This window comes from Bacillus cihuensis (genome assembly GCF_000504145.1).
GTDB lineage: Bacteria > Bacillota > Bacilli > Bacillales > DSM-1321 > Peribacillus > Peribacillus huizhouensis.
Genome location: NZ_KI632495.1, coordinates 224969 through 239736 on the forward strand (window position 1 = coordinate 224969; position 14768 = coordinate 239736).

Annotated in this window: 8 protein-coding genes; 4 read left to right on the forward strand and 4 right to left on the reverse strand. The window is 36.1% G+C overall.

The features are described from left to right. Positions 1 to 255 precede the first annotated feature (255 nt). The gene (locus V179_RS0106865) at positions 256 to 1845 is read left to right on the forward strand and encodes an acetolactate synthase large subunit (RefSeq protein WP_028390828.1); all 1590 of its coding nucleotides are present in this window, start codon (positions 256 to 258) and stop codon (positions 1843 to 1845) included. Between the two features lie 686 nt (positions 1846 to 2531). Here the strand turns inward: V179_RS0106865 and V179_RS29045 are convergent. Then, positions 2532 to 2735, reverse strand: a complete 204-nt coding sequence (locus V179_RS29045) for a hypothetical protein (protein WP_028390829.1) — start codon at positions 2733 to 2735, stop codon at positions 2532 to 2534. Positions 2736 to 4084: 1349 nt separating this feature from the next. Between V179_RS29045 and V179_RS0106880 the strand changes: the two genes are divergently transcribed. Next, positions 4085 to 5482 (forward strand): MFS transporter, encoded by a 1398-nt coding sequence (locus V179_RS0106880; protein WP_028390831.1) that lies wholly within the window; start codon positions 4085 to 4087, stop codon positions 5480 to 5482. 539 nt (positions 5483 to 6021) lie between these two features. Here V179_RS0106880 and V179_RS0106885 read toward each other — a convergent pair. Next, entirely contained in the window at positions 6022 to 7212 is a 1191-nt protein-coding gene (locus V179_RS0106885; RefSeq protein WP_028390832.1) for an ROK family transcriptional regulator, read from the reverse strand. Between the two features lie 267 nt (positions 7213 to 7479). On the opposite strand from V179_RS0106885, the gene uxaC reads away from it, so the two are divergent. Together uxaC and gndA are read left to right on the forward strand one after the other, a co-directional pair. Next, a complete protein-coding gene (gene uxaC, locus V179_RS0106890; RefSeq protein WP_028390833.1) occupies positions 7480 to 8883 on the forward strand; it encodes a glucuronate isomerase in 1404 nt (467 codons plus the stop codon). Positions 8884 to 9536: 653 nt separating this feature from the next. Further along, on the forward strand, positions 9537 to 10952 hold the full coding sequence (gene gndA / locus V179_RS0106895) for an NADP-dependent phosphogluconate dehydrogenase (RefSeq protein ID WP_028390834.1): 1416 nt from the start codon (positions 9537 to 9539) through the stop codon (positions 10950 to 10952). A 352-nt stretch (positions 10953 to 11304) separates the two neighbouring features. Here the strand turns inward: gndA and V179_RS29750 are convergent, their stop codons facing one another. Both V179_RS29750 and dhaK read right to left on the reverse strand, forming a co-directional pair. Beyond that, complete coding sequence (locus V179_RS29750) at positions 11305 to 11463, reverse strand: DUF4021 domain-containing protein (RefSeq protein WP_084552246.1); 159 nt, start codon at positions 11461 to 11463, stop codon at positions 11305 to 11307. Between the two features lie 1118 nt (positions 11464 to 12581). After that, complete coding sequence (gene dhaK, locus V179_RS29755) at positions 12582 to 14339, reverse strand: dihydroxyacetone kinase subunit DhaK (RefSeq protein WP_028390835.1); 1758 nt, start codon at positions 14337 to 14339, stop codon at positions 12582 to 12584. Between the last annotated feature and the right edge of the window lie 429 nt (positions 14340 to 14768).

The following is a 14768-nucleotide window of genomic DNA, read 5'->3' on the forward strand; positions in this document are numbered from 1 at the left end:
ATAAGGGTATGACTTCGCACACTAAATCAGTTGTTGCGGGGTCTGACCCTTTCTTTTTTGGGCTACACCTTTTAAATACATAAGTTACTGAAAATAAGACTACAATATTTTTCTTTAAAAAACAGAATTATATTGAGTAGAGAAAAATATTTACTTCTCTTAATGATTGCTAGTGAATAGGGTAATCCTAAAAGAAAAGCCTGGATACTTTATAAGCAAGGATGTATGAAGTAAAGAGTGCATTAGGAGGACAATATGAAAGTAACGGATGTACTTGTTCAATGTTTAGAAAACGAAGGGGTCGAATATGTTTTCGGCATTCCTGGTAAAGAAATTCTTGATCTTGTTGATTCCTTATCCCGTTCTCATCAAATTCAGTTTGTGAATGTTCGTCATGAACAAGGGGCCGCTTTCATGGCAGATGTATATGGAAGATTATCAAATAAGGTGGGTGTATGTTTATCAACGCTTGGACCCGGTGCTACCAATTTGTTGACAGGTATATCAAGTGCGAAGCTAGACCATTCACCAGTAGTGGTCATAACGGGACAGGCTGCTTTTGAAAGACAACATAAAGAATCTCATCAGTATTTGGATATGGCAAAAGTATTTGAACCTGCAACAAAATGGAGTATTCAAATAAAAGATTCCCAAAGAATTCCTGAAATAATCCGAAAAGCCTTTAGAGTCGCAAGGATGGAGAAACCAGGACCAGTAGCAATAGAATTACCGGAAAACTTAGCAAGTCAAATGATTTCAAGCAACCCCTTACCGATTACTCCTGTTCCAGAAAGCATCCCTGTAATAGAGTCGATTAATGATGCACTAACACTTATGCAACAATATAAGAAACCGCTTGTTATTATTGGTAACGGGGTGGTTAGACAAGAAGCCGTAGCTGAACTCCACCCCTTTATCGAAGCTCTTCAAGCACCAGTGATTCATAGCTTTATGGCAAAAGGCGTTTTACCTCAACATCACCCTCTTAATTTCTTCACGTTTGGGTTTAATGAGAAAGACGAAGTATCAGCTGTCATCAAGGAAGCCGACCTACTTATTGTCATTGGATTTGATTTCGTGGAAAAGTTACCTAAAGAATGGAATAAGAAGAAACTGCCGATTATACATCTGGATGCAATACCTGCCGAAATGGATGAGTATTATCCAGTACAAGTAGAACTGGTTGGAAATATCAAGCAAACCTTGAGGATAATTAATCAACTTGATATCCCAACTAAATCATGGGTTCCTTTCGGGAATCTTCAAGAAAAAATCAAGCAATCCTATCAAATTGAAGAGATACAGAAAGATCTAAATTCATTACCTTTAACGATAGAGAATATCCTACATATAATCGAAAAACTCTCTTCAATGAACACCATTGTGATTTCTGATGTGGGCGCCCATAAAGTGTCTATTGCTCGCACTTATCAGCCTAGACAGCCGAAAAGACTTATAATATCAAATGGACTGGCCTCGATGGGAATCGCAATACCAGGTTCAATAGGTGCTAAATTAGCTTGTCCCGGTGCAACTGTAATTTGTATAACTGGGGATGGTGGAGCATTAATGAACTTCTCTGAAATAGAGACGGCTAAGCGCCTCGGACTTTCTTTCATTATCATTGTTCTAAATGATTCAATATTGAAATTGGAACAGGAGACGATGAATAAGATGTTTGGAAAGAGCTATGGAATAATGTTTCAAAACCCAGATTTTGTCCAGTTGGCAACTAGCTTTGGAGTCATAGGAAGACGTGTGAATCATGTAGTTGAATTTGAAAATACGCTGAAAGAGGCTTTATGTAGATCAAATGAGCTTGTAATAATTGACGTGACCTTATAAATCTAATACATGATGTCTTTTCAAGATGATTGAATGAAGGCAACTTTCTTTTGAATATATAGAAATAGAGGCTTTTTTAGGATAGGTACCGTGAATCGATAGTAAAATCAGATGGAACTAAGAAGAATATTATTTCAGGATTACCGAGCCTAGGTGATCATCATAATAATCGTGTTATATTCGATCCAGATGGCAAGATGTATTTCAGCCAAGGAACGGCACGACTAACTCCGGTGTAGTGAGAGTTGATAATAGCCGATGGGTGAAGCAGTATCCGTACTTTCATGATTATCCAGGTTCTATCATTCCACTAGTCGGACAAAATTTTGAAACGGGAAATATTTTATTTAATCAATCAAGTGAACAAGTATGGATAGGAGCATACTCTCCATTCGGTGTCCTACCTATCGGAATATAAAAAAGGATAGTGAAAGCGAGCGGCAGTTATTTTGAGAGCGAATTTTGATGGAACTCAGCTTGAATAGTTTCTTGTAACTAAGGAATCCATTTCGGCTAAAATTTGATCGAAAAAATGGTTTGTTTTACGGTAATCATGGAATGGATGTTCGAGGAAGTCGCGTTGTTGATCAATCTACGGATGAAATTTAATGGATCCGACAAGGAATGTTGTACATTGTACGGCTGGCCCGATTAAACAGGGTGCAACCTGTGACAAAACGTCTATTTTAACCCGAAGGAATATTACAGCCACTAGAAACACGGTCACCGACTAGAGATGCAGGGTTTCCACCAGTCGTATCTGGTGCCTCACTTCCAAACTCAGCAATTAATACCTCCCCAATTGGACCAAACGAAGGGTTATAGTTAAAATCAAAGCAAACCATGGTCGAATGGGGAGTAAATGTAGCGACAGTTTTTGGTGCCTGCATGGGGTGCTGTCCAAACTATAAAGGAGGGTTCACCACGAAACAGGAAAAATTACGACATTTGCTATCAATAGGACTGGGCTTGTAGCAAGTGCAACAGAGGGGGGCGGCTTGGAACGGCCGATTGATGTTAATTATGGAATACAAAAAAAGGTATATTACAGATTTTAGAATCTTAATACTGACTGAAAGTACTAATCCACTTATTCCGAGTACAGGTGTAATTTGGAAGTTAAGAAGATATAATCGGTTTCACCCTTTTAAAAATGATTATGCTAATTTCAACCCAAACCCAGTTATAAAAGATAGCAAATAATAAAATGAAACTAAGTGAAAGAAATGAAAAAGTTTGAGAAATAGTAGGACCTAGTACTGGGAATTCGAAACCGTATAATAAGATAATAATTCCAACAGTTAATAGTGTGGCACCGCTAACAATAATAGTTAACTTTTTTTTAAAAAAATAAAAAGAAGCCCCAGTAGCTATCCCTAACAAACCTGTTGTAAAGGGGAAAATAATAAGTTCACTTGGCTGAAGAATTAGAAGTAATCCGATAGTCAGAAAATAAGAAATAGAACCAAGTGGAATAGAAAGCATGGAGCAAAAAAGGATTGGAGCAGTGGCTAATGGACTAATAAAATAACCAATCCCAGGAAAAAATCCCCCTGCTGATTGAAAGAGGGCGGCTAGACAGGCGAAAAGGGAACTTAACACAAGCCGTTTGGTTTTAGATAGTCTAAGAAAAGTATGTTGTGTAGATTTGATCTCATCTGAATTGGGTTTTAATGAATTTATGGGATTCACCTCATTTAGATTTTTTATACACTATATGTGCCATTTCTAAAATATTTGCTGGAATTGATAAATTTCGAAGTACTTTTAATACAAAAATGGTACACATTAATAATAAGTAGAGATGTAGTATATTTGCTATCAATCCGTTTAATGGGAGCAAAAAGTTAATGGTTATCATAAACAGATGAAGATGTTCCATAAGCCATTTGGACAGAACTACTATCACACCATAACTCTGGGATATCGCTATGAAGACATAATAATGGTGATGCGTAAGAGCTATCGCACCAAAAAAAATTATATATAAAGGGAATACTGGATTAAAAATTCTAAATATAAACCCAAGAAGGAATATTATTTTTCTATAACGCTTACAATTTTTTGTTGACGAATAATGTCGAAGGTGATATTCTACATTTATCATTAATTAGTTAGTTTAATAAACAAATTAATTGATTTTATTTCATTCTAAATTGGGTATTGCTTTTTTATTTAATTTCCTTTGAAAAGGATTACAAACATGAGCAGGTTTAACTGAAAAAGGGGTGGGTTTTTTATGGGAGCACCAACATTAGCATCAAAAACAACAACAGCAACTAGTAAAAAATTAAGTTTAAAAGAGAAAATATCCTACGGTTTGGGGGATGTTGGAAACGGTCTCATGTTCGATATGGGGCAAATCTATCTATTGAAATTTTATACGGATATATTAGGAATTTCAGCATATTGGGCAGGTCTAGTATTCTTAATTTCGAAAATTTTCGATGCTTTCGCTGATGCGAGTGTGGGGGCTTTTGTTGATTCTAGAACGAAAATCTCAAAACGTGGAAAGTTTCGTCCGTTTATTCTTTGGGGTTCCATACCTCTCGCCATCTTAACAGTTGTCTCATTTTTAGCACCGGATTTTTCTGATAATGGAAAAATCGTGTGGGCATTTGGAACGTATATGGCATTTGGACTTGCATATTCCATTGTAAACATTCCTTATGGTTCTTTATCTGCAGCAATGACTCAAAATCCAATCGATCGCGCGTCGCTAGGATCATTTCGAGCAATTGGAAGCCAAATGGCTTTACTGATTGCAGGTGTTTCTGTTATTCCAATTGTTCTTCATTTTTCTGATCATGAAACAGGGTATATCGTTGCCATTTCTATCATGGCGTCACTTGGAGTTATTTTCCATTTTATTTGTTACCGAAACACTAGCGAAAATATTGTGAGAGAGCAAAGAAAAGAAAAAATTCCACTTTCTGTTTTGTTTAAATTATTATTATCTAATAAACCATTAATTGTACTTTGTTTAGTATCATTATTCATGATAGCAGCTACCAATCTTCGTACAGCCGTTCAGCTATATTACTTGGAATATAACTTAAACAATCCAGGTTTAATGGCAATTTTAACTTTTCTAAGTATTGGACTTGCGATTTTGGGATCTATGTTTATACCAGCTCTAGTAAAACGAATTGGGAAAAAGAAAACGTTTGCTCTTGGGCTTATAATTGGTATCACAGCTGATATTGTAAACTTTGTGTTGCCAACTGATACGACAACATTCTTAATTGCATTTTCAATCGGAAGCTTTGGACTTGCTTTTGCTTTAGGTCTTCCTTGGGTAATGGTTGCTGATGCAGTTGACTATCATGAATGGAATTCAGGGGAAAGAACTGAAGGTGTTGTCTATTCATCTTACAGCTTCTTCCGTAAATTAGCACAAGCACTTGCAGGTTTCATTCCAGGGGTTGCGTTAGGATTGATTGCCTATGTTCCTAACGTACAGCAAACTTCAGAAACATTGCTTGGCCTTAAAGGATTGATGTTCATGGTACCTGCAAGTCTCAACATCATTGCACTTATTATCTTATTGTTGTTTTACAAATTGACTGATGAGATATATAGTAAAATCGTCAGTGAATTAAAAGAAAGAAATAACAATAAACCAGATCTTGCATAAGCTTTCTGAATAAATAAAAGTATGATTTGATAATATCTAACTAAAATCCCCTTTTAGCAATTGTGCTAGAAGGGGTTTTTGGTGTAATTAGGAAAAGATTCTCTACCAGAGAATATCAAAGCAATATCCTTCGTTTTTCAAGGTAAATGGAGCTAAAGTGTGATAAGAAATGTCGATTATGCTAAAAGTAGCAGAGTATATTAAGCTAATAAGGGGGAGGGTGTAAGTGATTACAGAAATAAATTGAATCTTCAATAAGCGGGATTTTTCATCTACTATATACGCTTCTTCGATTCCTCTAAGCCTTGAGGTGGGGGGACTGCCATTAAATACGGGATAAATTCGATTAAAGCTTTTTAGGTTTTGGGGATATTTATTAATTATCCTCTTACGAGAAAGAAGGTGTCCAATTAAAGGGTCTACCTCAGCAACCATATTATTCAGTTCAAATTAAGCATAAGAATCACTGAACTGTGCAGGTGTGATCGAACTCTTTAAAGCACCTTCCTTTATTATATTCAGGATAAGAGGGGATCAGGCTATATGATTAATTTTGATTTTGGCGTTTCTTCTTCATAGGTTAAATTAAGCATCGGCACATCCAAGAAATGTTTGATGGCAAGTGCACAAGCTCCCATAGCGCAAGCTTTTTTTCCAATTGAAGATATCGACAGTTCACGGTAATGACTGATGGAAGATGTAAGATTTTCTTTAAGTCTATTGACGGAATCTGGTAATATTCGAAGGAGTTCACTATATAACACTAATACATCGGGATTATACAGATTAATCATATTGTTTAACCCAATTGATAAATAGTAAATAAATTCTTCAATTTTTGCTAGTACGATCTCATCACCTTCGTTAATCCATTTTTGAATATGGTCATAACTCAGATTCTTGATTTGACGTTCTTCAGACAGTTGCTTGAAAAAACTAGTTTCGGACGCGTATTGCTCCCAACAACCTAAATTTCCACATTTACAAGGTTTCCCTCCAGGTACTACAATCATATGGCCAATCTCACCTGCAAATCCATCGTGTCCACGAAAAAACTCACTGTTCATCATCATACCAAGACCGATCCCTGAAGAAAGGCTGGCACTTAATAAGTTGTCTGTTTCATGATGGACATAGACTCGTTCGGCAAACGAGCATAGGTTTGCATTGTTTTCGAGATAAATATTAATGTCTATTTCTCTTTGAAGATCCTTTTTTAAAGGGACGTCGCGCCACTGTAAGGATGGGACATATTGAATAACTTCATCTTTCGTAACTAGTCCATGGATACCGATGACAATTCCTACAATTCCATAGAGGCTGTCTGAAAAACTTGTAATAAATGATTTGATTTCAGTAATTAATATATGAAAAATCGTTGTGTATTCTGTAGTATTTATTTCGATAACTTTTGTAGTAATAGGCTGGCCAAGTAGATTTGATAGAGTAAAAGAAATGTGGCCATAGTCAAGGTCAATACCTAACGCGTAGCCTGCTTCACCGTTTATAGAAAGCATAATTGGTTTTCTGCCGACGGCGTAATGTTCTAGTTGCTTTTCAACAATCAGGCCTTCTTCTAATAAAGAAACAGCTTGCGCTGAAATGGTTGCTCTAGTTAAGTCTGTTGCTTTCGAAAGGTCTGCTCTGGAAATCATGCCTTCCTCTATGATTTTTCTGATGATTAATGATCGATTAATTTTTTTTATATAAGATGCATCCCCCGTAATCATGCATTTATTCCCCCGTTCATGAGCTGTTTATATGTATGCGTTTTCATTATAACAGTTTTCATAACATTATTCCTATCTATTTTAAGAATATCTTCGATAAAGTGAATTGACGAAATAAAAAAAAAATGATAAATTAGATTTGTAATTAATTTGTTTGATAAACAAATTAATTAGATGGGATTTTAATTAATATTATTATTGTATTTTGAAAAGGTTTACAGAGTTACGTTATATAAGTATTAATCACGAAATTTGGAGGGAAAAACGTTGAAGAATTTTTTAGACAAAGACTTTTTATTAGATTCAGCTACTGCAGTAAGTTTATATGAAAATGCAGCCAATCAACTACCGATTTTTGACTTTCACTGCCATTTGGATCCACAAGAAGTGTGGGAAAATAAGCCGTTTGAAAATATAACACAATTATGGCTTGCTGGAGATCATTATAAATGGCGGACTATGCGAATGCATGGAATAGGTGAAAGATTCATTACGGGTGATGCATCAGATTATGATAAATTCGCTGCATGGGCACAAACCGTTCCTCATTTAATTGGCAATCCACTATATCACTGGACGCATATGGAATTAAAGTCTTATTTCGGTATTGAAAAAAGTCTTAGTCCAGAAACCGCACGTGAGATATGGGAAGAATGCAATGAGAAATTGCAACAGCAAGAATACAGAGCAAGAGGATTTATTGAAAAATCAAATGTAAAATTTATCGGAACAACAGATGACCCAGTGTCAACACTTGAATATCATCAGTTATTAAAAGATGATTCAACTTTTACATCAATCATTGCTCCAACGTTCCGTCCGGATGGGGCACTCTTTATAGAACGTCCTACTTTTGAAAGTTGGCTTGAAAAATTGACACAAGTATCAGGTTTTGAGTCTGATTCTTTGGATGGCTTATTGAAAGGGCTTAAACAACGGGTTGCATTTTTCCATGAGAATGGTGGCCGCGCATCTGATCATGATATTCCAAAAATGTATTATAAGGAAACATCTAAATCAGAAGCAGAAACGATTTTCAATAAACGAATTAGTGGCGAACAATTGTCAGATGATGAAATCGTCGCATATCGTTCATTCCTTTTAAAAGAACTAGGAAAAATGTATGCTGAAAAACAATGGGTTATGCAGTTGCATATGGGTGCAATTCGTAACAACAACACAAAAATGAAGGAACTGATTGGTCCTGATACAGGTTTTGACTCAGTAGGTGAGGCAAATATAGCAGAAGGATTGTCACATTTCCTTGATGCATTAGAACAGCAAGATGCTTTGCCAAGAACAATTCTTTATAATTTAAATCCAAAAGATAATGCTGTGCTCGCTGGAATGATGGGGAATTTCTACGAAGAAGGTGTCCCTGGGAAAATTCAATTTGGGTCTGGATGGTGGTTTAATGACCACATCGATGGCATGGAAAGACAAATGAAAGATTTAGCTAATGTTGGCGTTCTTAGCCATTTTGTCGGCATGCTGACAGACTCACGTAGCTTCCTTTCTTACGAGCGTCATGATTATTTCCGTCGGATCTTATGTAATATCTTAGGTAATTGGGTAGAGGAAGGTAAAGCTCCAAACGATATGACTTTCCTTGAACAAATGGTTAGGAATATCGGATATAACAACGCTGAAAGATATTTCTTGGAAAGATAAAGTAAACTTCAATCAGTAGTGGTGGCTTCATCCCCCTCTTATCATCTATGATTCCCTAAAGCCTTGAGGTGGGAGGGGACTGCCCGTTAATGCGGGGAAAAATTAAGTTGAGTTAACTTCTTAAAACCGGGCAAATGCCTGGTTTTTTTATGGAGTTTTGGTGTTATGTAGAAGATGGTCCAAAAGGGGTTTACGGTGTTTAAGCTTCCTATGTATGTAACCATATACAACTAAGAGTACACACATAAAAAAATAAAACTGATTTTCACAAAAATTCTTGTCGAGTTAATTGACTAACAATGAGAAAAGTGTTAAATTATCTATAAATTATTATTAATTTGTTTATTAAACAAATTAATAATACTAGATTTAAATTTAAGTTACTAAAAATGATTAAAAAAGGCGAATTTCAGAAAAATTTTATGTTCACAGGAGAATTTAACGTTAGCGTACAATTAGTTGGATGAATCACGAGAAGTGGTTGCATACGCTAAAGGTACTGCGGGAACAATTAGCATGTTTGAATGTGAAACTTTATCTAAACTTTATATTAGATATTTCTGTCTTATTCGACCAATTTTATGTAAAATGGTATAAGAGGACTCATATCATGCTTTAAAAAAAAAACTAAAGCGTCAAGAAAGGAATTAGATATGTCAAAACAACAAATTGGAGTAATCGGTTTAGCAGTAATGGGGAAAAATCTTGCGTTAAATATTGAAAGTCGTGGATATTCAGTTTCTGTTTTCAACCGTTCATATGACAAAACAGAAGAGTTCTTAAAGAATGAAGCAGAGGGAAAAAATTTCGTTGGTGCGAAAACAGTTGAAGAGTTTGTTAATTCATTAGAAAAGCCACGTAAAATTCTTTTAATGGTTAAAGCTGGTGCAGCGACAGACGCAACAATTGATTCGTTAAAACCATATCTTGAAAAAGGCGACATTCTTATGGATGGCGGAAATACTTTCTTCCAAGATACAATTAGACGTAATAAAGAACTAGCGCCTACAGGTATTCACTTCATCGGTACAGGAGTTTCTGGTGGTGAAGAAGGAGCGTTAAAAGGACCTTCGATTATGCCAGGTGGACAAAAAGAAGCTTACGAGCTAGTTGAACCAATCTTAACAGCCATTTCAGCTAAAGTTGAAGGCGATGCTTGTGTTACATATATCGGACCGAACGGTGCTGGCCACTATGTAAAAATGGTTCATAACGGAATTGAATACGGGGATATGCAATTAATTTGTGAAGCTTATTTTATTCTTAAAAATGTACTTGGTTTAAGTGCAACAGAACTTCATGATGTATTTGCAGAGTGGAATAAAGGTGAGTTAGACAGCTATCTTATCGAAATTACTGCTGATATTTTTACAAAAGTTGACGAAGAAACAGGTAAACCACTAGTTGATGTGATTCTTGATACGGCTGGACAAAAAGGTACAGGCAAATGGACAAGCCAAAACGCTTTAGATTTAGGTGTTCCACTACCAATTATTACTGAATCTGTATTTGCTCGCTTTATCTCTGCAATGAAAGATGAGCGTGTCAAAGCAAGTCAAGTGTTAACAGGTCCTAAAGTTGAAGCATTTAAAGGTAAAAAAGAAGAGTTAATCGAAGCAGTACGTAAAGCACTTTATTTAAGTAAAATCGTTTCATATGCTCAAGGATTTGCACAAATGCGTGCAGCATCAGAAGAATATGATTGGAATTTAAGCTATGGTGATATCGCGATGATTTTCCGCGGTGGTTGTATCATCCGTGCTCAATTCCTACAAAAAATTAAAGATGCATATGACCAAGATCCTAACTTGGCAAACTTGTTATTAGATCCATACTTTAAAGAGATTGCTGAAAGTTACCAATCTGCATTGCGTGAAGTTCTAACATTGGCTATTGAGAGTGGAATCCCAGTACCATCATTCGCGAGCGCAATTGCTTATTACGACAGCTATCGTACAGAAACTTTACCAGCTAATCTTTTACAAGCTCAACGTGATTACTTTGGTGCACACACATATCAACGTGTTGACAAAGAAGGCGTGTTCCATACAAACTGGATGGGCGAGTAAGTAGGAAAAGAAATGAAAAAAGGACGAAACCTTTAATACATAAGGTTTCGTCCTTTTCTTATTGTTTGAACCTGACCCATTTGGGTGCTTGTTGACCAATTTCGTCAACTAATTAAATTTGAATAGATTATCCAATTTTTTAGCTGCTGGTGTAGATGGGGATAATAATGCATTCTGTTCTTGAAAATAACACCAATAACAAGAGATCTTCTGTTAGTATAGATAACATTTAATAATTAATTTGACAGGAATACTCTTAAAAAATCAAGAATATACAGTAGACTATAGTATGTAACCAATACATGCATCGATTTTGCTGTAAGCATAACTATGCAGCCATGCTTACACAGGTTTAATTTTGTGAATCATTTTGATGATTTTCAAAATCAGTTTCTGGCATTCCGTATAGATCGTTCATAGCTTGTTCCTCTGGATCAAGACCTACTTCATTAATACTTTGTTGTAGCTCTTTTTTTACATGTGTATCCATTTTAGGATCTGGGTTAATCATTTATATCACCTCCGATTATTATATAGTGGCTAAAAATGAGAGAAATATACTGGTATAAGGAAAGAATTTATTCTTTCAATACTAGAAATATGAGGATTGGAAAGAGTAGTAGCGTGATGAATCTTCGTAGAACACAAAAAAATCCGGCATTTGACCGGACAAATTAATGGGAAACTCATGAAAAAGATTGGGGCTTCTTTACCTTTATATCTTACCGAGTAGATGTTACTAAACTATGAATAAATTTTTAAGATTTAAAGAAATGTCATATTAAAGTATCCTACAAAGTAGAACCACCAAATTCACTACTTTATTAAGTATCAGCTTTATCTTTAGTTAATTTGATGGTTATGGTCTCCTGATTAGCAACAATGAAGCAACAACCTTTGACAGGGAACTTATAGATATTGCTCCTAAAGTTTGTAACGTCGTTTTTGAATCACGTGATTATGTCATTACAGATCAAGATGGTATATATAAATTCCACTATATAAACTATAAAATGATAATAAAAGCAGCAAAAGATAAAGAAAAAGAAGAACAATTAAGAAGATTAAAAAATAACTTTTCGTAAATTCTGGATTAATATTATTTGTAGCGGGATGTGGCAATAAGGCAACGATAACGGTAGGTGGAAAAGGAGGTACCACTAAAAGAGGAGCGTGTAGTTAAACATGTTAAAGAAGACACAGCGATTATAGGCACTCTTAAAAAATCGTAATGCTTTATCAAGGATATAATAGGTCTAGCTGGTTTAACTAGTTTTCTAATTATTATTAGTTGTTTTGGTGCTGTTACAACACTAGTGAATGCGGACTGTGATATGATAAATGATTAATAAAAACAGTGGAAAAATCTATTTTTTTTGCATCTAAGAAAATGTGATGAACTTCAATATGTATAGTGTTCGGAGCATATAAAAAAATATAGCGATAACCTTAAAAATAGGTCATAAAAAAACACCTCATAGCATGGTTTTTGTTAATTTGTCGAGAATCACAAAAACCGTACAAAAGAGGTGTCTCCTAGTCGAAAAATGTTCAAAATAAACAATTACAAAATGAACTAACACTGACTTTCAAATAATTACTGATCCTAAAATATCTAAAAAACTGGTATTATCTTAGACTACGGGAGAGTTCAGTAAAAATAACTCCTAGAGCATAGGCGCCAGCATCAGGATAACCTAGGCTTCTTTCGCCAACCGTACCAGCACGGCCCATTCGAGCAACGATTTCCTTTGTGTATTCGGCTCCTTCAACAGCCGCGGCTGCTCCTTTTTCAAAAGCGGACTTAAAGTCCAGGCCAGCAGCTGCACTTTCTGACCAAGAATTTGCACAAGGCACAAGCGCATCCACAAGGGTTTTATCGCCTACCATTGCACCTCTTCCAAAAGATCGCTCGCCAATAAATTGTATTCCCTTGACTGAAGCATGCAACATTTCAGCAAACTCTCCGACTGTTAATTCCATTTTGTCTTCCGTAGCCTTACTAGCAGCTCGGAAAGCTGCGCCCCAAATTGGACCAGAAGCACCTCCACAATGTTCCATAATAATCATAGAGCACGCATCAAGAAAGTTCCCTATGTGTAAACGTTCTTGATCCAAAATCGAGCTCCATTCTCGTTTTAATTGCTTGAATCCCTTGGAGATGCTCATCCCAAAATCGCCATCTCCTGCGTGTGTATCCAATTCGCAGAAGGGCACTTCATTCTTGATAATGACTTCACTCATTTTATCTACAAGATAGATGATATTATCTAATGTGATTACCTTATCCTTGATTATAGCGTGTTCTATTGCCGTTTCTGTCTCGAAAAAAACAGGATTCTTTTCTACGGGATCCCCAATTTCAACGTATTCTACACTCTCAATTGGTCCATCTACTCTAAAAGCAGGTGTATTACATTCTCTAGATAGCAATGTTTTCAACTCATCATCTAGTTTCATCACTGTCAGGGAAATTCCGGCCATATCAATACTAGTCATGTAATTACCGACAAATGTTCGATAAATTCGTATATTTCTACTGTTCAACTCCCGAGTAACGGAATTGTTAAAAAGATAGAGCTCTTGCAATGGTGTACCACCAAAGCCGTTTACTAGGATAGCAATTTCTGAAGGAACATCATCATCTAGTTCTAAATCCTTCAGAAGGTCAGTTGTCATACGTAAGGCCAATTCGTCTGCGGTCGCAACTTTTTCCCGTTTTATGCCCGGCTCTCCATGAATGCCTACACCATATTCCATCTCGTCCTCATTCAATTTGAAAGTGGGCGTTCCATTAGCTGGAACCGTACAGGAGGTTAGTGCTAGACCAATGGTTCGAACATTTGTCGCTGCTTTTTCCGTTACGGCTTTGACCTGCATTAGATCTCTACCTTCTTCTGCTGCTGCTCCGGCTATTTTATGTACCATTACAACGCCTGCAACGCCACGTCGTCCTACCGTGTAGAGACTGTCTTCTACAGCAATATCATCGTCTACTCTGATATATTCTACTTGAATACCGTCCTCGGTAGCTAAGTAGGCTCCATTTTTAAAGTTCATGATATCCCCACTGTAATTCTTAATGATCAGTAGAGTACCTTGTTTGCTTACTGTTGCTTTAATCGCCTGATATACTTGTATCTGTGAGGGGGAAGCAAACACGTCTCCACAAACTGCTGCATCTAGCATTCCTTTTCCCACAAACCCTGCATGCGCAGGTTCATGGCCACTACCACCACCGCTAATTAGGGTCACCTTATTTTCGTTCATTTCTTTTTTCTTTATTACCTTATACTTTTTTAAAAACTCGAGTTCGGGATGGGCCATGACCATCCCATTGCACATTTCTATGACAAGATTTTCAGGTTTATTAATAATTTTTTTCACTTGTTATTCCCCCTTTATTTTACAAACTCGGAAACTTATTAGTTTATTGATTCATAGAGTGGTACGGAGATACCTCCTTAAAAAAGGTATATCATATTATTTCGCCAATGTTTTTAGCATCCCTTCTTCATCTTATTTGTCCCTTCCGTATAATTAGGTCAAAAATCAGAAAAGAAATAAAAAAGTATTGTTTAGAACGTTAAGGGGAAAATACTTATTGTTGGTAAACTAAAATGTGTTTAATTTTTCTTTCCAGTGACTTTACTAAATACAAGTCCTCCTTTGCGAAGCAGAAGCGAATCAATTAGAAAGCCAAATAACATCATTTATGACAGGTTTGCAACTTGAGACTACTAAATATAACTATGACTGAAAAATTCAAATAATTGGGGTAGGTTGTTTTTTCTGTATTACAGGGGATATACGGGC